The sequence below is a fragment of the Psychrobacter sp. Ps6 genome (assembly GCF_022129235.1).
Taxonomy (GTDB): Bacteria; Pseudomonadota; Gammaproteobacteria; order Pseudomonadales; family Moraxellaceae; genus Psychrobacter.
This window is the reverse complement of sequence record NZ_JADQAI010000011.1, coordinates 63,615-83,696: the sequence shown is the minus strand read 5'-3', so window position 1 is coordinate 83,696 and position 20,082 is coordinate 63,615. Positions and strand designations below refer to the sequence as shown.

Genomic DNA, 20,082 nt, shown 5'->3' with positions numbered 1-20,082 from the left:
GATCTATTCCTCGTCTACGCCATATTGTTTATCTAGTTTATTCATACGCCAAGCGTAAAAGAAAATTAGAATAATAAAGACTACGATAGAGCCTTGTTGCGCAAACCAAAATCCTAAATCAGTACCACCGATTTTGATGCCCGCTAATAATGGACGTAACAAGATAGCAAAGCCATATGAGCATAGCGCCCAAATAATTAGACTACCTGTAATCAGACGAATATTGGCGCGCCAATATCCAGATGGATCGTTATGAGCTTTCATAGGACAACTCCTTTTGTCTTACCTAAAAAATATCAACCATACAAGAAGAGCTTGGGCTACTTTTTACGATGAACATCATGATAAAAAATAGACAGATACTACTTTATATAGTGACAATGAAGATGCGCAGGCGCATATCTATTTATCAGCAATTATTTAGCAAAAATAAATATCATTGTGGACATTACATTGATCCCTTAAATAAAAACTATCAAATAGCAAAGCAGGGTTCATTGAGGAAGACAGAAGGGTAGGACTATCCGGTGTCTTTTTCACAATCTCGTCTTCCTGACAAGAGTCTTAATACTTTAACGCTTCAAACCTTTATGCCGATTCATCTATATTGGCCGACTCATCCTTTTTAGTAGCTATGAGGCCAGCATAGAATCATTCGAATTTCATCTTAGCACGATTCAACAGCGATAGTTACAACCAACAAAGCATAGACTGAAGTATATCTACTAAAAATCAGTTCGGTAAATATAGCGTTGAATATGAGCGGTACTAAAATTATACGACAAATATCCAGTTTATACTGATGAATTATTACTTAATATATTCTATAAAAAACAAATTGCAAAGATTATTTATCTCAAAAATAAATATAGAGAACCAATAATCAAACGTGATGGTCGCACGTCGCTTTATATCTATATTGTGCACACGATTTATTCAGTTTCGTCATTATTTGGAACTTTGCAAACTTGTCGATGGGTCTGAAACCAATCGTGATGCTTGGACAGATTAAGCGGTACTGATGCACAAGATTGCTTGTGATAGGCACAAAAAAACGCCCTTCTCTTAGAAAAAAGGACGTTTTTATTGAAGTATGATTTTTAATAGCGATACATATACTATGCTAAATCAGAGTTATCCTGATTTACATGTTTGGATAGTTAGGACCGCCGCCACCTTCTGGAGTTACCCAAGTGATGTTCTGCGAAGGGTCTTTGATATCGCAGGTCTTACAATGTACACAGTTCTGAGCGTTGATGACAAACTTAGCGCCTTCAGCATCTTTAACTACTTCATATACACCCGCTGGGCAGTATAGACGCGCAGGCTCAGCATACAACGGTAAGTTGATAGAGATAGGCACTGTTGGGTCAGTGAGCTTCAAGTGCGTTGGCTGATCTTCTGCATGGTTGGTATTAGAAATAAATACCGACGACAATTTATCAAATACCAACTTACCATCAGGCTTGAGATAGGTCGGTTGATAAGCATGGTTGGCACGCTCTAACTGATCGTAATCTGGGATATTGTCATGCAAGGTAAATGGCATTTTACCTTTTAGCAAGTTATGCTCGATAAAGGTGAAAGCACCGCCCATGAATAGACCCATACGGTGAATCGCAGGTGAGAAGTTGCGCGACTCGTAATTGTCTTGATACAACCATGATTCTTTGTACATAGTGGTATAAGCAACGACTTCGTCATGCTGACGCTCAGCTTGCAGTGCCTCAAAGATCGCTTCGGCGGCGAGCATACCTGACTTCATCGAGGTATGTGTGCCTTTGATTTTTGCTGGGTTCAAAAATCCAGCATCATCACCGACTAATACGCCACCTGGGAAGGTAAACTTCGGTAGTGAGTTTAGACCACCTTTGGTCAAAGCACGTGCGCCGTAAGAGATACGCTTACCGCCTTCTAGGACACTCTTGATGACAGGATGCGTCTTCAAACGTTGCATCTCATCAAATGGAGAGACATAAGGGTTGTGGTAAGACAAATCGGCCACAAGACCAAAGCTTACTTGGTTGTTTTCATCAAAATATAACCACCAGCCACCAGTCGAGCCAGTTTCGGTCAACGGCCAGCCAAGACCGTGCATGACAACGCCTTGCTCATGCTTATCAGGCTCAACTTCCCACAGCTCTTTTAGACCGATACCATAATGCTGAGGATCAGAGTCTTTATCTAGATCAAAACGACTGATTAAGCGCTTACCCAAATGACCACGGCTACCTTCGGCAAAAATAGTGTATTTGGCAAGCAGCTCGTAACCAGGCTCAAAGCTAGGCTTGGCTTCGCCATTAGCAGCCACACCCATATCACCCGTTAATACACCTCTGACCGAACCGTCATCGTTATATAAGATGTCATCGGCAGGGAAACCTGGGAACATCATGACTTCAAGCTCTTCTGCCTGCACAGCCAACCAACGAACGACATTACCCAATGAGACGATATAGTTACCATCGTTGTGCATAGGCCCCGGAATCAACGAATGAGGTACTTTGGTTGAGCGAGTAGCAGAGTTTAGATAGTAAAAACGATCTTCGGTCGCTGGTACGTTGAGCGGCGCGCCTTTTTCTTTCCAATCTGGAATCAGCTCATTGAGTGCACGTGGCTCGATGACAGCGCCAGACAACGTATGGGCACCAAACTCAGAGCCTTTTTCGACCACACACACCATAAATTCATCGTTACCGGCTTCGATAGCGAGCTGGCGCAGGCGAATAGCCGCAGAGAGACCTGCAGGTCCGCCGCCAACGATAATGACATCAAATTCCATTGATTCACGTTCGATCTCAGGTTCTGCTGCCACAGGCTCTACCACTGGTTCTGCTTTATCTAGCGTTGCGGTCTCTGTTGCTACTGGTGCGTCAGCGTTCACAGTATTACTATCAATAACTGGCGTTTGATTGTCTTGCTCTTGCATACCTACTCCTAAACTTTTAGTGGCTTATCTCAGGGCATCATTAGCTTAACAACTGAATAATAGACTTGCGGTGCTAACGTCACTCAGACATATGGCTGCCCGATAAAAATGTGTCATCAATACAAAACCCACTTGACCATTTCAATAAAAAATCGTTACTCATTATAAAAGAAAAGTCCTACAAACACGATACGCATTTATGAGCAACGGTGTTAAGGTTATATCAAGGCAATGAAGGTATTTGGACGATAAAGTTTCATCATACCTGAAACAAAAATTTATAGTAATAATAGATTTGCCAAACTTTGAATACTAAATAAAGGATTGAGCGATGAATAATGACAATAATCATGCTAATAGCAGTCGTGAAGATGACCTAGAAGCTCCAGTGGGCAAGGGCTCTGGTTTGAATAATATGGATGCGCTAAGTCACTACCTTAAGTCTACAGCTGGGGCACGTGAAGGACGTGCAATACCGCCACTCGAAAAATGGCATCCTGAAAATATCGCTGATATGGACTTAATTATCAAAGCAAATGGGGAGTGGTGGCATGAGGGTGGGCAAATGACCAGAGAGTCACTTGTCAGTTTATTTGCGACTATTTTGTGGAAAGAAGAAAATAATGGCGTTATCGAATACTTTTTGAAAACCCCAGTACAAAAAATCCGTATTCAAGTAGAAGATGCACCACTGTTGATTAACGATGTTGGTATCGTGCAGGAGGATGACGTGAGCTGGTTGGAGTTCACGACGACGACCGGTGATGTGGTACGCTTGGATAATGAGCATCCTATTCTATTAAAAGCGTATAATCCTAAAAGTGATGATACGGTAAATGAAGCTGTCAGTACTGAGCACACTCTAGACACAGCGACTCAAATACAAGTACGCCCTTATATGCTTGTCAGAAATGGTTTGATGGCGCTGATTGGGCGCAATACCTTTTATCATCTGACAGAGATTGGTGAGCTAACAGAGCATAATGGTGAGACAATACTGACGTTACAAAGCGGCGGTGAGTCCTATTCACTATCGATGCCAGTCAATTAAGTAACAACAAATAGTACGCTATTGATTGTTATAATGTGAGCTGATGAGTTATTAAATGATGCTACGATATGGCTAAGCTATAAGGTATTTAGTGGGATAATAAGAGACATAAGCGGCGTGAAGATAATATGTATATAAAAATGGCGGTAGCGTAGAGATGGCTATTACTGCAAATCACATGATAAAAGTGATGACAATGCGAGCAAATGTTTTGGATGGTAACGCTTTCAAAAATCCTGCCATTCATAAAGCAAGTATCCATTCGATGGCTATCGATACGGCCGCGAGTAATACAGGTCGTAGTAGCCCCATTGGGTTGTTTGACTCTGGCGTTGGCGGCTTGTCGATCTATTTACATTTAGCCCAGCAACTACCTAATGAGCGCTATATATATTACGCTGATACCTTAAATGTTCCTTATGGCAATCGTGATAGTGAAGATATCGAAGCGCTGACTTTAAAAGCAGTAGAATGGTTATACCAACAGGGCTGCAAGCTCATCGTTATCGCGTGCAATAGCGCATCAGCTTATGCTTTGGACACAGCAAGAAAATGTTATCCGCAATTACCTATCGTGGGCTTGGTACCTGCTTTAAAGCCCGCTGTACTGGCAAGTAAAAGTGGACATGTGGCGGTATTGGCTACCAAAGCCACTTTAAATGGGTCATTACTCAATGATGTCATTGCCAGTTTTGCCAATCCTAATAGCACAGTGGTTACCAAGTATTTTGATCCACAACTGGTGCCTTGGGTAGAGGCTGGCATGCCAGTTGAAGATGAGACGGCTCAGCGTCTACGCCAACAGCTACGGGTATTTGCTAATGAAGGTATTGACCAGTTAGTGCTCGGCTGTACGCATTATCCATTTTTCAAATCGTTTCTGTTAGACGAAATTGCACAGCAGCAGTTATCGATACAGGTGGTTGACTCTGGGCAAGCGATCGCTGAGCGAGTCAAGCAGCTATTGGTCGCAAATCAGATGTCAGCCACTCTTGATAATGAGACAAGCACTCAGGATTTGAGTACAATTAATAAGACAAATGTTGATATCAGACTGCCATTAACTTTCCATGCTACCAAATATAGTGATAGACTAAGCGCTTTGATTGAGCGTTTACTTGGCAAAGAGACGGTATTGCAATACTATCCTAAATAATTGTTAGTAAAGTTATTTGCGTTAATCCCTTTCCTGCAGGATGGATTTAATTAAAATAGATCAAATGCATTTTTGTAAGATTAATAACAGCTACGTCAAAAAAGATATTTGTGCTCTATTTCATCTCATGCCCTTTTATGTCGCAACCTAAGCTCAGAGGTAATCGTGCCACATCGCCGCTATCATATTCATGTTATATGTGCTGACAACGATCAATTATTGGTGTTGGACAGCGTAGCGATATTTTTTCAGGCACGGGCGTTTTTGACTTATGACGTCTCCAGTAAGCTGCCAAAAGCCTCACTATATGGTCGACAATGCATCGATTCTTGTGATTATGCGTTGATGATCATTGGAGACAGCTATGGAACGGTACAAAAGACAGGCGTTAGTCAAATGCATTTGAGTTATTTGAATGCCAAAGCCAAACTCAAGCCGCTACTGATCTTAGTCAAAAATCACTATCAAGAGGCTGGTATCAGTCGCCAATTGCAAGAGCTTGTCAAACTAGTATCTAAGCAAGACAATCAAATATATTACTATGATACAGAGGACGATATCGAAGCGTTACTCGTACAAGCCTACTACAACACAGTAGGCAGTCATAAAGTGGCAGGTGGCTGGGTGAGAGCGACCGAGGAGATGATTAAGTTTAGTAATCAAACAGTCGCTGAAAGGTTTGCAGATCTCTTATCTAAGAATAAAAATATAAATGCCAATAGAGAAAGTTCTACTGATGAGGATTTTGGCGCTGACAATGTTAGCCAGCCGATCATACTGACAGAGACTTTTGATGTTCGGTACAGTGCTCAAGCTTATGAAGGTGGAAACTTAAAAGATGTCACTAGAGACATAACGCTATCTTGGCAAGAAATATTAGCGGCTTTAGTGAAAATACCGTCTACATTTTCGAGCTATGGGCTACAAAATGCTATTAATCGCCTGATCGCACCAAAAGCTGAGATAGATATCAAAAACGATATGCCAAACGTTCACGCTGTCTCACGCTGCCAAGTCTCTCAAGATGATCTCAATCACTTACAGCGTCAGCTGGTAAGCGCAAACTGGATACAATTGACGACCTACGGTACGCGTTTGTCACAAGAGCTTTGGAAGCTCACGTTTTATGCAAAAAACCTATTAGAAAATGAGAATTCTCAAACGTCTGAATAAGATCAACCCTCATGACTGCCGCCCTTTAATATCATCAAAAATTCTCTGCAGAAATGCTCACGGTGACCATGACTACGTTTTGTAATACAAAGCATACGCGGCAATGGTTGTGAATCCGCTCAAGACTCGTGATAATAAGAACCATCAGATACTGATCTTATTTAGACAAAAAATTGTATTAAAATTAAAAATGCATAAAACGTACTACAATATTGACCGATTAAGGAGAGCACACAATGAGTAACGCTAAAAATGATGAGTTATTAAGAGAGCTTGATGGTCTAGAGAAAAGCATGCATGACGCTGATCAATTTCATACGCTAGAAGAACAAGTGGCAGATATGAAACGCCGCGGCATTGATCCAAGCCAAGCTTATAAGGATTTGGATAGAAAAGCAGAAGATGAAGACTGGGGTGATGCGACTTGGAAAGAAAATGGCAAGTGGGAGCCAAAAACGGCTGCTGATCTAGACGATAACGCTCGTGAAAACTGGGACGGTGACAACGGTAAGCCAAATCCGCCACCTATTGTCTAAATCTTTCTTTAAATATCGATGTGATAGGTGAAGGCCTTCACTGGGCATCAAACATAAAAAAGCCACGCTAATCATAGCGTGGCTTTTTTAATGATTTACGATAGGACTATTCGGTACATTATTATGACCCTTCGTCAATGCGAACTAGCTTGATCGTACCATCAGCACTAGCAACACGGCGATAACGCGTATTGGTAGAGGTTGAAGGGCTTACCGATGGTTGAGAAGTGTAGCTATTAGGCGTAGTGGTCTGCTGCTGAATCAGTTGTCCCATGCGATCGGCAGGCGCAGGGTTCAAAGGTCGGCTATTTGCTGGCTGACCGTACTGGACTGGACTTGGTGCTGCATTACCAACGATAGCACGATAGAACTTTTGGCCTGCGCGTCCATCTGCTGGGAAAATACCACGACTAGATTGGTATTGCTGGATAGCGGTACGGGTATTGTCCCCAATGATGCCATCAACACCGCCAATATCGTACCCTGCATTTAGCAAAGCTTGCTGAATATCTTTTGCTTGTTGGCGACTGATACCAGGATCATCTGTTGGCCAAGCGGTGATAAAGTCCGTTTTGCTACTGTCTTCACGAGTGATCAAATCTGATAAATGGGCGATAGCCAAGGCATAATTTTCTGATGCGTTGTACGAGTAGAACGTATCAAAGTTTTTACCGACCAAAAACGCAGGACCATCGACACCAGCAGGTAGCAATAAACCTGCACTACTCAAGTCATAAGGCAGCGGACTGCCGTTAGCCAGCGTCAGACCTTGATTACGCCAGTGGCTGATAGACTTTTTGTCTTTACGGTTAGACGCGGCCCAAAATCCATCAGGTAGTTTGACCTCATAACCCCAAGGCTCACCCGTACGATAACCACGTTTGTCCAAGAAATTTGCAGTAGAGGCGAGTGCATCAGGCACGCTATTAACGAGGTCACGACGACCATCACCATCACCATCTACCGCTAGCTCTAAGAAGGTACTGGGCATAAACTGTGTCTGTCCAAACGCACCCGCCCATGATCCCGTCATGTCATTAGGTGCGATATCGCCGTTTTGCACAATTTTTAACGCATTGGCATATTCACCTTGGAAATAGCTTTGACGACGATCAAAACAAGACAACGTCGCTAAAGACTCAAACAATGGTTTTTTGCCTAAGGTTTGACCAAAGTTAGACTCTACGCCCCATACGCCAAGCACATGCTCCGCTTTTACCCCGTAACGCGACTCGATTTGACGTAGGGTGTCGCGCCATTGACGCTTGGCACGGATACCATCTTCGACACGCTCTTTGTCTACTAGCGCTGAGAGATAATCCCAGACATCTTTTTGAAACTCTGGCTGATAGTTGAGCGACTGAATGACGCTTGGATCAGGTTGGCTTGGACGATAATTATTAAAAGTATAGCTATTTACATCGCTAAATTTGCTCGAGTTTTTTAGACCATCCAAACATTGCTGAAATTCGCTATTGGATAGATCCGGTGCTGGTGGCTGTGCAGCTTGAGCTGTGCTAGCGAGACTAATGCCGACCGCAACACTAAGCAGCGACAAAGTAGAGAATGGAGTCAAACGCATGAAAATATCCTATAAACATCAAAGTGATTATTGAGAGAAAAAGCAAAAGGTAAAAAAACGATATTAACGTAGAGTAACCAATCTAAACAGTAAAGAAAAGCTGTCGAAGTACTAAGATTATGAATGGTTACGATAAATTGACGATGGCGTGAGGTTGGGAGAGGGTTTTGTTGAGCTAAAAGTTCAAAGCGCTAGAAGGCATTTAAATTTCAGAGCTTTTCTAGCAAATAGAACCTATCTACTTAGCTAACACATTATCCAACTCTTTTATAAAGCCATGAACCCGCGCCGCATTTTTACCCAAATCGCTGCCACCAACTCGTGATTTACTGCGTATATCGACTAAACGTTCATTCTCGTTATCGACGATACGGACGACGACATCGTCTTTAAAGCCGAACCAAGCAGTGGTGTCCGTCGCTTCAATAATACCTTTATCAGCATCAATATTGACCAGCTCCCAGCCCAAGTTCTCAATGGCTTGTGTGCTTGCCGCAATCAATTCAGGCTGCGTTTGCTCATAGCGCAATGTTTGTAATTCAGGATAGCCGATACGCTGTTGCTCTGCGGTCTCGATACCATCATAGGCGACGGGATTAGGTGCATCAGCGCGTAGTGGGGCAATAGCGACAAATGCAGGTGGGTTCACCAAGTCGGTCGAGATATCATGGATGGGCGGTACGTTTTTGGCGGTATTCATCATGCTGAGTGGTATGGCAATGGCAGTGATCGCAAGCACTGCCGAGATTAACGCGCTACCAATACTCGCCGTGTTTCGTTTAAACAATAGCTGTATAGCTAATAGTATCAATGCCGCGATACCAGCAAATACCCCAAATTTAAATCCTGTAAATGCAGTCGCTAACTCAATCAAGCCAAACTTATAGAGTGGCCCTGCGAGTGCGACCAGTAAGACAGCGATCAAACTTATCAGACCAACGAATATTTTCATTTCACTTTTCCCTTGTGATTGAGTACTAACTCAACGCTGCGCAAACCAATTCTTTATTGCTTATTTCAATAACCAAATATGCTCTGTCACTTTTAGATCAGGTGCAGATCCTATAGAGGCGGGTTCACTTGCTAGCTCACAGAGCTGATAGTGACTGCCATAATATTGCTGTAGCTGTTCGCCATTGATAGAGAACGGCGGCCCCTCTTTTTTGCTTTGATCATAATCAAGCGTTATTAGCAATTGTGGCGCATTGTCGCTAACTTTACGTATCTGTTCGCTATAGTCGGGACGCATATCAGCTGGCAGGGCTATCAACGCTGCTTTATCATATATCGCATCGATAATACCAATATCTGTAGATGTTAGCGCAAAGATATCAACGACCCAAAGTGTAATAGTTCGCTGCTCATCACCGTCTACCAGCTGCCCTTGATAGCGTTTGATAACTGGGTTTTCTGCATGCTGAGAGACAATAGGTTGGATATTTTGTTCAGCGAAAAATTCTTGCACCGCTGTCTCAACCAACTCAACGCCCACCACATCATACCCTTGTGCCGCGAGCCAAACCATATCGATAGATTTGCCGCAAAGAGGAACAAAGATGCGGCTACCTGCTGCTAAATCTAAGTGATCAATATACTCAGTTAATAATGGATTAACAGCTGATTGATTAAAACCAATGCGTTTTTCTTGCCAACGTTTGTGCCAAAACTCAGGGTTCATGCGGTGACCTCTCATTATGATTGTTTATATGAAGGGTTTTTACTGTAAATATTGATGAGTGTTACTCAAATAGTGAACAGCAATAAAAAGCCAAACACCTATATGATAAGTGTTTGGCTTAAGTATTTAGCTAGTATCGACCATCACGTTAAATGTATTTTGAATGAATCATACATTATTTCATCTATCATTTAGCTTACCATGTAATTGCTAAATTCTTTACGCAATTTGGCAAGTTTTGGTGGTATGGCAAAGTTGCAATAAGCCTGTCCTGGGTTTCTGTTAAAGAAGTCTTGATGCGCATCTTCCGCTTGGTAAAACTCAACGGCAGGATGTACTTCTGTGACGACGTTGACGCCCATGTCACGCAGTTTATTGATCGTGCGGTCAACTGTTGGCTTCTGATCTTCCTCGGTATAAAAGACCACGCTGCGATACTGACTGCCAACGTCATTGCCTTGACGATCCATCGTGGTGGGATCATGCGTGGCAAAAAACACGTCGAGGATGACTTCTAACGGGACGGTCGTCTCATCAAATTCGACTTTGATGACTTCGACGTGTCCAGTGTCACCACTACACACGGCTTCATAGTTGGCTGATACCGCATCGCCGCCCATATAGCCTGAAACGACAGACTGCACGCCTTTTACGGATAAAAAGACGGATTCGGTGCACCAAAAGCAGCCACCGCCTAATACGATTGTTTGCATAATTTTTTCCTATTTTTATAAATATAAAATCATCGTTGTTTGCCTAGGTGTTATCTATCAAACAATGTTGTTTAGCTTAGCAGGGCATCTGGTGGCGATAAGTAACAAACAGTAATGTTATAATGGGCTTTTGCTACGTTGGTTTGCTATCGATGAATAGCGCGAGCAAAACTGCCAAATACTTTCTTATTTACGTTCTATTATCACAGAATACGAGTCGTCCCATGAGCCAATCCCAGCCTGCCATTATCAAACATGATACCCTTTTTGATAAACCGTTTACCACGCCATTAGATAAAGCGGCGCGTTTTTCTTTTGATGAGCAAGTGGTGGCTTGTTTTCCCGATATGATTCGTCGTAGCGTACCCGGTTATGGTCAGGTATTGGCTATGCTCCCTATCTTTGCCCGTCGTCACTGCAAGTATCGTCAGCAAGGAGATAATGGTCAACGTGTCAGCCGTGTGTACGACTTGGGCTGCTCGCTTGGCGCAGCAAGTATGACGCTGGCGGGCGAGTTCGACCCGCAAGATTTGCAAATCAAAGCGATTGATATCTCCCCTGCGATGACCACAGAGGCATCTACTTTATTAAGTGATAATTACCCTAAACACGATATCGAAGTCATTACTGCAGACATCCGCGACGTTGAGCTTGAGCCATGCGACATGGTGATTTTGAACTTGACGCTACAGTTTTTACCAGCCGCCGATAGAGTCGCAGTATTAGAGAAGATTTATGCGGCTTTGAGCGAAGGCGGCATACTGGTATTAACTGAAAAAACCCATGCCTTTGATGAGCAATACGATGCGTGGTTGGTTGAGCGTTATTATGATTTTAAACGTGCCAATGGCTATACCGAAATGGAAATCAGCGGTAAACGTAATGCGTTAGAAAATGTGCTGATTACGGATACGTTAGATGAGCATCATGCACGGCTTGATCACGTTGGCTTTAAGCGTCATCTAACGTGGTTTCAGTTTTTAAACTTTGTCTCTATTGTGGCGTTTAAATAATCCTTACTTTTAACACAGTTATTTCTTAATCAACACGGTAATTTGCCTTTATGCTCAACGACACTATCATCAACGCCGAACGTGAATTATATCTAACCCTGTTAGAGCTGGCACAACAGCAGCCGAGTGCTTACGAATGGCTTAAGCAATTACCAACATGGTTAAATGCTATCAAGGATAAAGCCAACTACGCGCATGCTCCAGCTTACCAAGCGTCAGTGGCACGATTGCCAAATTTGACGGTCAATCACGTTGATCTCAACAGTGATACATTGACGATTGATGCGAGTCTTAATCAGTCTCAGCATAAACAAACGACAGCGTTATTAAAGCAGCTGATGCCATGGCGCAAAGGGCCTTTTCAGATTGGCGATGATGAATCAGGTATTAAGATTGATACTGAGTGGCATAGTGATTGGAAATGGCAACGTGTTGCGCCGCATTTGAGTAGGCTAGATGGTCGCCGCGTATTGGATGTCGGCGGCGGCTCTGGCTATCATGGTTGGCGGATGGCTGGCGCGGGAGCAGATACCGTTATTATTATTGATCCGTCATGTTTGTTTTACCATCAGTTTATGGCGATTCGTCATTTTATCGGTAGCGCGGATGCTCATGAGACGGGCCGCTATCGTACGCATTATATTCCTGTGCCACTTGAAGCATTGCCTGAGCATAGTCAGTTGTTTGACACCGTATTTAGCATGGGTGTGCTCTATCATCGCCAGTCACCGTTTGAGCATTTACAACAGCTGCGCGGGCAATTGGTTAAAGGCGGTGAACTGGTGCTTGAGACGTTAGTTATCGAAGGTGATGCCAATACAGTCCTAGTACCGCATGACCGCTATGCGCAGATGAATAATGTCTATTTTTTACCGTCAGTTGCTGCATTGACAGGCTGGCTAGAAAAAACAGGTTTCTCAGACGTGCGCTGCGTGGATGTGGCAGTCACTTCGACGGAGGAACAACGAAAAACCGAATGGATGACCTATCATTCGTTAGCAGATTTCTTAGATCCTAATGACTCAACTAAGACGGTCGAAGGATATCCTGCTCCCATGCGTGCAACTTTGATTGCAAAAAAATAGTGTTGAGTAGAATAAAAATACAAGGAAGTAATAATGAAAATGTCAGCTGCTTTAATGATGGCTACGATCGGTTCGCTATCGCTACCTGCTCTCGCTGGATATGGCACACCATCTGAAGGCTGGGGCTTTGTACAAGACGACTGGCAGGTGGTTTGTGATAATACGCGTACTTGCCGAGTGGCTGGCTACTCAAGTGACGCCTCAATAGATAAGCCTGCTTCAGTGCTATTCACCGTATCGCCAAAAGTAGCGCTGCCAGAGGCACAAATTCAGTTGGCATCAAAAGCGTCCAAAGATAAGGCTGAGCTCTGGCTAAATAATAAAAACTATGGGACATTGCAGCCCGCTGAAAGTGACGCTGCATTATATGATCTATCTGCCAAGCAAACACAAGCAATTATCGATAAGGCTCGTATCACGAACAAAATAGAAGTCAGAGCGGGTAACAATCGCTGGCGTATCAGCGACAAAGGGATATCATCGGTATTGCTCAAGCTCGATGATGTGCAGGGCCGAGTAGGGACATCGATGGCATTGATCAGCAAAACCCAGCGCAATCAACAAACGCCAAAAGCGGCATTGCCAATTCCCACCATCAATAAAGCATTTGCGTATTCGGCAAAAGATAAAAAGACGCTTGCCCCATCAAAACTTAAATACTTTCAGCAAAATATAAATAAATGGGTCGACATTGACTCCAAGCAGCTCATCGGATCTGGAAATACGATGGGTGACTGTGAGCTGGTCAATCCAAAAACGGAAACATACCAACGGATGTCAGAGTATGGTTCTACTATGCTTGGCTGGGACTTTATACCAGTAGATAAAGCGCATACGTTAGCCACGCATCTGTGCTGGTCAGGCCCTTACAACTCAAGCACGGGTTATTGGCTCATTAATAACGATAAGCCGAGCAATCCTATGCTCGTCACGACAGCAGGTAATGAGTATGATGCAGGTGATATCCGTGCCGCTAACAAAGACCGCGGCATCGGTGATTGCTGGAATAGTGCGACATGGACGTGGAATGGTAAAACGTTCGTTAAGAGCGCAGAGGCGAGCACAGGATTGTGTCGCGGTTTTGCTGGTGGGGCATGGGATCTACCCACCTATGTGAGTAAAGTCATAGACAGTAATGGTAAGGCTCAATAAGAAATATTTTGGGCTTAATGAGGAAAAATGGCTGATTATATCAGCCATTTTTTGAAAGCGACTTCCATGACTATCTTAAGGATAAAGCCAACAGAGCCTGCGCCAAGGGCCAAAAAGATCCAAAAGGTACCCGCGCGCCCAGCATCAGACTTTTTAGAGATATCCCACATGATAAAGAATAAGAAAGCGATGAATATCGGCAGTAAGACGTACAAGCCCCAACTGGTGACCGTACTGGCAGCAATAGCAAACATAGCGTAATCCTATAGGGTAATAGCGCATCTTCTATGGTGTAAAAGCGTCATAGAATCGCAATATAAACCATCATTATAACGTGTAAGCAGTTGCGTATAAACGACTGCTCAGTATCGGGCAACAGGAACGCTACAATTGACAAAGTCATTCGCTTATCAATGCGATATTATTTGTACCAGATTTATTTTACTAAGCATCAGCAAACGAGCGAACAAAATTTATATTAATCCCAATTATCAATCTTAGTTGTCATAACGGTAAGATTTTAGTGCTAATTTTGGCGCAAATGGTGCAATAAAGCGCAAAGATTGTTATATTTACAGATTACTTATCTTTTTGCATTATTTTATCCCTGCAATGTCGGTCGACATTATAATAAGCAGTTATCGACTGCTCGCATTCGCACCGTTTTTGTTGTTTATTTAATTGAGTTCAAATCCCTATGTCACAAGCCCAAATTGATACGCTTGCATCCCTATTTAATGATGCCATTCAAACCCTACAAGCAGATGGTACGCTACCAAGCGACTGGCAGAATAACAGTCAAATCACGCGTACTAAAGATTTAAGCCACGGTGATTTTGCTAGCAATATCGCACTGACGGCTGCCAAAGCGGCCAAAGCCAATCCGCGTCAACTCGCTGAAAAAATCGTCAGCGCGCTGCCTGAGAATCAAGACATTCGCCAAGTAGAAATCGCCGGTCCTGGGTTTATTAACGTATTTTTAAACTCAGAGGCTAAGTTTTCGGTATTAGACGATATCTTTACCTTGCAAGATCGCTTTGGCTTGAGCAATCAGTTTGACGGTCAAAAAGTCCAAGTTGAATTCGTTTCTGCCAATCCGACCTCAAGTCTGCATGTCGGTCATGGGCGCGGTGCGGCGTTTGGTATGAGCGTATCAAACTTACTAGAAGCCATCGGTTACGACGTCACTCGCGAGTATTATGTCAATGACGCTGGTCGCCAAATGGACATCTTAGCGACCAGTACCTATTTGCGTTATCTAGAGCTAAATGGTGAGCAAGTAACGTTCCCAGTCAACGGCTACCAAGGCGATTATGTCAGTGATATCGCGCAGACATTAAAAACGCAACATAGCGATAGCTACGTACATGGTTTTGCAGACGTTGCCAAGGATGCGCCAGTTGACGCTCAGTTTGAGATTAATGCTGACGGCGAAAAAACCTTAGTGTCTGGTGATAAAGAAGCGCATATTGATGGCTTGATTGCGAATAGCAAAGCGTTGCTTGGTGATAGCTACGCGCTATTTTTGAATGCGGCATTGAGCAGTATTTTGGCGGATATCAAAGACGATTTGAATGACTTCGGTGTGAGCTACGAGTGCTGGTTCAGCGAAAGATCGATTGATAGCGAGATTGAGCCTGTCCTACAAATACTTGATGACAAAGGTTACCTATACGAAAAAGACGGTAATATCTGGTTTAAATCGACCGATTTCGGTGATGAAAAAGACCGTGTTGTACGCCGTGCTAATGGTCAGTCGACGTATTTTGCCTCGGATATTGCTTATCATAAAAACAAGTTCGATCGCGGTTTTGATAAAGTGATTAACGTGTGGGGCGCTGACCACCACGGTTATGTGCCACGCGTAAAAGCGGCGCTGCTCGCGTTGGGTATTGATGCTGAACGTCTTGATGTCGTGCTCGTACAATTTGTCGCGTTGTGGCGCGGCAGTGAAAAAGTACAGATGTCTTCACGCTCAGGTCAGTTCGTTACCTTGCGTGACTTGCGTGCAGAAGTCGGCAATGATGCGGCGCGTTTTTACTACGTCGCCCGTAAGCCTGAAGTGCACATTGACTTTGACTTAGAGCTTGCCAAATCACAAAGTAAAGACAATCAAGTGTATTATATTCAGTATGCGCATGCGCGCGTCTGCCGTGTATTAGAAAAACTGGCAACTTATGATTTGGCAGTAGATGATGCTGTTGGTTTGGCACATCAAGACCTGCTTAGCGCGCCCAATGAAGACGAGTTGATTAAACTATTAGCAGGTTATCCAGCGACACTATTACGTGCAGCGACCGGCTACGAGCCACATGTTTTGACTAACTACTTAAAAGAGCTTGCTGCGCTGTTCCATGGCTGGTATGACACCAATCGCATTTTGCCTGTGAGTCTCACATCAGGTGAAACACCAAGCTCAGATGAGATGGCATTGATGCAAGCACGTTTGCGTTTGTCCAAAGCAGTTAGACAGGTATTGGCGAACGGCCTTGGCCTGCTTGGCTTGTCAGCACCTTCTGCTATGTAGTCATTGTCTAACATGCGACATGAGTATAGATAGCCAATAGCATTAATTCGATGATGTCCGTTAAATTCAGTAGGGAGAACGAGATCCATGCTAGCCAAAAAACCGAAAGGCGCAACAGAAAAGCGCAAATCAAGTAGCGTATCGGGCTTATTGTGGATGTTTGTTGGGGCCGTATTGACCCTTATGATCGGGGTATTTATCTACCTTTCACCATTATTTAACTTTAGTCCCGCTGATGGTAGCGCCGAGAACGATCCTGATCGGCAGGTGCAGCCGCGCGTAGATACTGATACCGATAATGGCGATTATGAATTCTACGATATTTTGCCCAATCAAGAGATGGCAACCATTCCTGATGAAGATATCGCTGAGATTGATAACGATCAGATAGGAGATATGGGGGCGTTTGAGCCGGATGTCGTCGTGACCCAGCCGGATGGTACGGCAGCTAATGGTATAGATAATGCTGGTAGCTTTGGTGATGCGGAAAATCCTGCAGGCGAGACCAGTGGCGGTAGTAATACTGCTGCGGGCGACGATATCGTTGTTGTTGAAGAGGACGCAACTTATGATGGCACGCCACCGGCTAACACAAGTAATTCTACGACCCGTAGCAACAATGCGGGAGCAGGTACGGCAAGTATTCAAGCTGCCAAACCTGCTGCGACCTATATTTTGCAGATCAATAGCTTTAGTGATGCTGATGAAGCAGATCGTCGCCGAGCGCAAGTGCTGATGGCGGGTGTTGATGCCAGAGTAGTCAAAAACACGACAGGCAATGGCCTACCTATCTATCAGGTAATCTCGCGTCCACTTAATAACCGTCAGGCAGTGACAACAGCACAGCAGCGCTTACAGAACAATGGTATTGACTCTATTATCGTTGAACAGCGTCGCTAAGTTAAGTTGTTTACAGTAATTGTATTTATTGAAAAAGCGTCGTCATGACGCTTTTTTTATCTCTTTATTTTATCAAGCGCGCTATTGTCTTTTCCCCTTAATCAAAATATTCATAAAGAGTATGGTTATGACAGCATCTCCCTCAGTAACACCGCAAGCAGGCGTTATCAAAGCATTCTTTCAAAAATACTTTATCGATGCTTTTACTGGTATGGCTTTAGGGCTATTTGTCACACTAATTGCTGGCTTGATTATCTCGCAAATCGGTGGCTGGTTAGATTTGCCAGCATTGGTCGCGGTCGGGAAACTTGCCTCGATATTGATGGGTGCTGGTATCGGGGTAGGTATCGCTTACTATCTCAAAGCGCCAACACTCGTGATGCTTAGCTGCCTAGTGGCAGGTATGTTGGGTGCGCATTCTGAAGCATTGATGGCAGGGACGTTATTTACGCCACAAGTGGGTGGCCCTGCGACCTTTGTAGCACTGCCAGGCAATCCAATTGGTGCTTATTTGACGTCTGTGTTTGCCTATCGCGCCGGTACGTGGGTCGCTGGCAAAACCAAGCTTGATATTCTTTTGGTGCCGTTATTGGTGTGCGGCGTTGCTCTATTGGTCTGTGCGCTACTCAATCCACCTGTTGTTGCGGCAGTTAATGCGATTGGGCAAGGGATTCACGCGGCGACTGAGCTACAGCCATTGCTGATGGGTATCGTGATTGCAGTCGTCGTTGGTATCTTATTGACGCTACCAACATCGAGCGCTGCTATTTGTATTGCGATTGGCCTTGGTGGTTTGGCGGGTGGTGCTGCAGTTGTTGGCTGTGCGGCGCATATGATTGGTTTTGCTGTGGCCAGTTTTAAAGATAATGGATTCAGTGGTGTCATCTCTCAGGGCTTGGGCACCAGCATGCTGCAAATCCCTAATGTGCTAAAAAAGCCATTAGTTCTACTACCTGCCGTTATTGCGAGCGCGATCGTTGGCCCTATTGCGACTGTCGGATTTGGGCTGGCTTGTACAGCAACAGGAGCGGGCATGGGTACCGCTGGACTGGTTGGTGTGTTCGGCGTTATTGAAGCATCACAAGAAATTATGAGTACTGGTCAATTATGGACAGCGATTATACTTTTAATGTTTGTATTACCTGCGGTGATTGCCGGTATAGTCGCTTATGTTATGCGCCGTATGGGCTGGCTAGTTGCTGGTGATATGAAACTGCCTTAATAGCTCGACTTCAATTTTAAAAGAACTATTAACGGCCTTATCAATATTATTTGTTAAAAAAGCCCAGCTACGCTCATAGCTGGGCTTTTTTACATGAATTATCTGTTCTGGCTGATACTACAAAGTATTTATGATAGTGATCAGTTATGTGGCTGACTTTGATTTTTTATGACGACGGGGTTTTAGTTTGCGCGATAACTGAGTGATGTCGTTTATCACCTCACTATAATGTGATGGGAATACCCGCTGAATGGCATCAACCATTTTGGCATCATTTCCAATTAAGCAACGCTGCTGATTGGTCGCAGCGGCATGTAAAATAATCCAAGCTGCTTCGCTGGCATCGAATTTTAACAGTTTATTGAAGCTTCTAATGGCTTTGTCACCAGTAGGCATACCGACTGTACTGGTACTATCATTGCCACGTGCGCTATTGGCAATATTGGTTTTGATACCGCCTGGATGGATACAGGTCGCTGATACACCGCATTTCTGAATGTTAAGCTCTTGACGCAAGCTCTCTGTGAAGCCGCGTACCGCAAACTTACTGGCATTATAAGCAGAGTAAGAAGGTTGAGCGGTCAAACCAAACAGGCTGGATATATTGATAACATGACCATGTTCTTTAAATTGGCGGGGTTGATCGTCTTGATTATCACTCGCCACTTCGCTTTGTTTGACGCTATTTTTGATCAATGGCAAAAACGCTTTGGTGCCATAAACCACGCCCCAAAAATTGATATCCATCACCCATTCAAGCTCTTCAATACTAGCGCCCTCTATCGTCGAAGAGAAGGCCACGCCTGCATTGTTAAAGATGAAATTGACTTTACCATGATCGCTCATCACGCTATCCGCCCACGCTTGCATGGCTTGATTGTCTGAGACATCAAGTACAGTCAAGGTGACCTTAACATCATAACCAACCAGCATCTCTTTGGTTCGTGCCAGTTGCTCTGCATTAATATCTGATAGCGCCAGATGACAGCCCATTTTAGCTAAATGAAGCGCAAGCTCGCGTCCCATACCAGAACCTGCGCCAGTGATAGCGGCGACATGATTTTGGTAATAAGGTGCAATATCATTATCTTGATCGCTGGGTGTATAAAAGGGCAGGTGCTGACGTAATGAGGACGCCATCGTGGTTATATTGTTAAGCATAATAAACAATCCTTTGTATTATTAAGAGTGGGTATTCATTGGTGCCATAGACGGTGGCATACAGCAGTAGAATAAAGGTCGCAATAGACTATCTACATTAGCATGATTAATCATGAGGTCTACTTGCGATTGATAAACGCTACTGTCATTTTGTGATAAGGAGCGTCAATTATTTCTAGAGCTCTATGCTGTTAAGTGCTATTA

At 43.8% G+C, this 20,082-nt stretch carries 18 protein-coding genes; 10 read left to right on the top strand and 8 right to left on the bottom strand.

Going from position 1 to position 20,082, the window contains the following annotated elements:
• Positions 1–3: 3 nt before the first annotated feature.
• Together I3255_RS12140 and I3255_RS12135 are read right to left on the bottom strand one after the other, a co-directional pair.
• Positions 4–264, bottom strand: a complete 261-nt coding sequence (locus I3255_RS12140; RefSeq protein WP_058024780.1) for a DUF4212 domain-containing protein — start codon at positions 262–264, stop codon at positions 4–6.
• Positions 265–1,144: 880 nt separating this feature from the next.
• Positions 1,145–2,782 (bottom strand): electron transfer flavoprotein-ubiquinone oxidoreductase, encoded by a 1,638-nt coding sequence (locus tag I3255_RS12135; protein WP_201602800.1) that lies wholly within the window; start codon positions 2,780–2,782, stop codon positions 1,145–1,147.
• Positions 2,783–3,260: 478 nt separating this feature from the next.
• On the opposite strand from I3255_RS12135, the gene I3255_RS12130 reads away from it, so the two are divergent.
• From I3255_RS12130 to I3255_RS12115, 4 genes are all read left to right on the top strand, one after another.
• Complete coding sequence (locus tag I3255_RS12130; protein WP_238039046.1) at positions 3,261–3,980, top strand: DUF1285 domain-containing protein; 720 nt, start codon at positions 3,261–3,263, stop codon at positions 3,978–3,980.
• Positions 3,981–4,245: 265 nt separating this feature from the next.
• Positions 4,246–5,136: a glutamate racemase gene (murI, locus tag I3255_RS12125; protein ID WP_238039056.1), complete on the top strand. Its 891-nt coding sequence runs from the start codon at positions 4,246–4,248 to the stop codon at positions 5,134–5,136.
• Positions 5,137–5,301: 165 nt separating this feature from the next.
• On the top strand, positions 5,302–6,309 hold the full coding sequence (locus I3255_RS12120; protein WP_238039045.1) for a DUF4062 domain-containing protein: 1,008 nt from the start codon (positions 5,302–5,304) through the stop codon (positions 6,307–6,309).
• A 236-nt stretch (positions 6,310–6,545) separates the two neighbouring features.
• Positions 6,546–6,845, top strand: coding sequence for a hypothetical protein (locus I3255_RS12115; RefSeq protein WP_114701879.1), 300 nt, complete (start codon positions 6,546–6,548; stop codon positions 6,843–6,845).
• A gap of 121 nt (positions 6,846–6,966) precedes the next feature.
• Here I3255_RS12115 and I3255_RS12110 read toward each other — a convergent pair whose 3' ends face one another.
• The 4 genes from I3255_RS12110 to msrA form a co-directional block, all read right to left on the bottom strand.
• A complete protein-coding gene (locus I3255_RS12110; protein WP_238039044.1) occupies positions 6,967–8,427 on the bottom strand; it encodes a lytic murein transglycosylase in 1,461 nt (486 codons plus the stop codon).
• Positions 8,428–8,665: 238 nt separating this feature from the next.
• A complete protein-coding gene (locus tag I3255_RS12105; RefSeq protein ID WP_238039043.1) occupies positions 8,666–9,379 on the bottom strand; it encodes a DUF1499 domain-containing protein in 714 nt (237 codons plus the stop codon).
• A 60-nt stretch (positions 9,380–9,439) separates the two neighbouring features.
• Positions 9,440–10,105 (bottom strand): thiopurine S-methyltransferase, encoded by a 666-nt coding sequence (tmpT, locus tag I3255_RS12100; RefSeq protein WP_238039042.1) that lies wholly within the window; start codon positions 10,103–10,105, stop codon positions 9,440–9,442.
• 191 nt (positions 10,106–10,296) lie between these two features.
• The gene (gene msrA / locus I3255_RS12095) at positions 10,297–10,818 is read right to left on the bottom strand and encodes a peptide-methionine (S)-S-oxide reductase MsrA (protein ID WP_238039041.1); all 522 of its coding nucleotides are present in this window, start codon (positions 10,816–10,818) and stop codon (positions 10,297–10,299) included.
• Between the two features lie 224 nt (positions 10,819–11,042).
• On the opposite strand from msrA, the gene cmoA reads away from it, so the two are divergent.
• The 3 genes from cmoA to I3255_RS12080 are packed head-to-tail and all read left to right on the top strand — an operon-like array spanning position 11,043 to position 14,068.
• Positions 11,043–11,831: a carboxy-S-adenosyl-L-methionine synthase CmoA gene (gene cmoA / locus I3255_RS12090; protein ID WP_238039040.1), complete on the top strand. Its 789-nt coding sequence runs from the start codon at positions 11,043–11,045 to the stop codon at positions 11,829–11,831.
• Between the two features lie 50 nt (positions 11,832–11,881).
• A complete protein-coding gene (cmoB, locus tag I3255_RS12085) occupies positions 11,882–12,916 on the top strand; it encodes a tRNA 5-methoxyuridine(34)/uridine 5-oxyacetic acid(34) synthase CmoB (protein ID WP_238039039.1) in 1,035 nt (344 codons plus the stop codon).
• A 33-nt stretch (positions 12,917–12,949) separates the two neighbouring features.
• Entirely contained in the window at positions 12,950–14,068 is a 1,119-nt protein-coding gene (locus I3255_RS12080; protein ID WP_238039038.1) for a DUF1176 domain-containing protein, read from the top strand.
• A 35-nt stretch (positions 14,069–14,103) separates the two neighbouring features.
• On the opposite strand, the gene I3255_RS12075 is transcribed toward I3255_RS12080, so the two are convergent.
• Complete coding sequence (locus I3255_RS12075) at positions 14,104–14,322, bottom strand: DUF2788 domain-containing protein (protein WP_057761830.1); 219 nt, start codon at positions 14,320–14,322, stop codon at positions 14,104–14,106.
• A gap of 443 nt (positions 14,323–14,765) precedes the next feature.
• Between I3255_RS12075 and argS the strand changes: the two genes are divergently transcribed.
• The 3 genes from argS to I3255_RS12060 all read left to right on the top strand — a co-directional run bounded on the left by argS (position 14,766) and on the right by I3255_RS12060 (position 18,717).
• Positions 14,766–16,595 (top strand): arginine--tRNA ligase, encoded by a 1,830-nt coding sequence (gene argS / locus I3255_RS12070; RefSeq protein WP_238039037.1) that lies wholly within the window; start codon positions 14,766–14,768, stop codon positions 16,593–16,595.
• An 87-nt stretch (positions 16,596–16,682) separates the two neighbouring features.
• Positions 16,683–17,495 (top strand): SPOR domain-containing protein, encoded by an 813-nt coding sequence (locus I3255_RS12065; RefSeq protein WP_238039036.1) that lies wholly within the window; start codon positions 16,683–16,685, stop codon positions 17,493–17,495.
• 127 nt (positions 17,496–17,622) lie between these two features.
• Positions 17,623–18,717: a PTS sugar transporter subunit IIC gene (locus tag I3255_RS12060; protein ID WP_238039035.1), complete on the top strand. Its 1,095-nt coding sequence runs from the start codon at positions 17,623–17,625 to the stop codon at positions 18,715–18,717.
• Between the two features lie 144 nt (positions 18,718–18,861).
• On the opposite strand, the gene I3255_RS12055 is transcribed toward I3255_RS12060, so the two are convergent.
• Complete coding sequence (locus I3255_RS12055; RefSeq protein ID WP_269117320.1) at positions 18,862–19,878, bottom strand: SDR family NAD(P)-dependent oxidoreductase; 1,017 nt, start codon at positions 19,876–19,878, stop codon at positions 18,862–18,864.
• Positions 19,879–20,082: the final 204 nt, after the last annotated feature.

Bases quoted from the DNA above. Each gene is read 5' to 3' on its own strand.
- I3255_RS12105 (WP_238039043.1), bottom strand. From the start codon at position 9,379: ATGAAAATATTCGTTGGTCTGATAAGTTTGATCGCTGTCTTACTGGTC.
- I3255_RS12055 (WP_269117320.1), bottom strand. From the start codon at position 19,878: ATGCTTAACAATATAACCACGATGGCGTCCTCATTACGTCAGCACCTG.
- I3255_RS12060 (WP_238039035.1), top strand. From the start codon at position 17,623: ATGACAGCATCTCCCTCAGTAACACCGCAAGCAGGCGTTATCAAAGCA.
- I3255_RS12115 (WP_114701879.1), top strand. From the start codon at position 6,546: ATGAGTAACGCTAAAAATGATGAGTTATTAAGAGAGCTTGATGGTCTA.
- I3255_RS12130 (WP_238039046.1), top strand. From the start codon at position 3,261: ATGAATAATGACAATAATCATGCTAATAGCAGTCGTGAAGATGACCTA.
- I3255_RS12140 (WP_058024780.1), bottom strand. From the start codon at position 264: ATGAAAGCTCATAACGATCCATCTGGATATTGGCGCGCCAATATTCGT.
- I3255_RS12135 (WP_201602800.1), bottom strand. From the start codon at position 2,782: ATGGAATTTGATGTCATTATCGTTGGCGGCGGACCTGCAGGTCTCTCT.
- I3255_RS12110 (WP_238039044.1), bottom strand. From the start codon at position 8,427: ATGCGTTTGACTCCATTCTCTACTTTGTCGCTGCTTAGTGTTGCGGTC.
- murI (WP_238039056.1), top strand. From the start codon at position 4,246: ATGGCTATCGATACGGCCGCGAGTAATACAGGTCGTAGTAGCCCCATT.
- tmpT (WP_238039042.1), bottom strand. From the start codon at position 10,105: ATGAACCCTGAGTTTTGGCACAAACGTTGGCAAGAAAAACGCATTGGT.
- I3255_RS12080 (WP_238039038.1), top strand. From the start codon at position 12,950: ATGAAAATGTCAGCTGCTTTAATGATGGCTACGATCGGTTCGCTATCG.
- cmoB (WP_238039039.1), top strand. From the start codon at position 11,882: ATGCTCAACGACACTATCATCAACGCCGAACGTGAATTATATCTAACC.
- argS (WP_238039037.1), top strand. From the start codon at position 14,766: ATGTCACAAGCCCAAATTGATACGCTTGCATCCCTATTTAATGATGCC.
- cmoA (WP_238039040.1), top strand. From the start codon at position 11,043: ATGAGCCAATCCCAGCCTGCCATTATCAAACATGATACCCTTTTTGAT.
- msrA (WP_238039041.1), bottom strand. From the start codon at position 10,818: ATGCAAACAATCGTATTAGGCGGTGGCTGCTTTTGGTGCACCGAATCC.
- I3255_RS12065 (WP_238039036.1), top strand. From the start codon at position 16,683: ATGCTAGCCAAAAAACCGAAAGGCGCAACAGAAAAGCGCAAATCAAGT.
- I3255_RS12075 (WP_057761830.1), bottom strand. From the start codon at position 14,322: ATGTTTGCTATTGCTGCCAGTACGGTCACCAGTTGGGGCTTGTACGTC.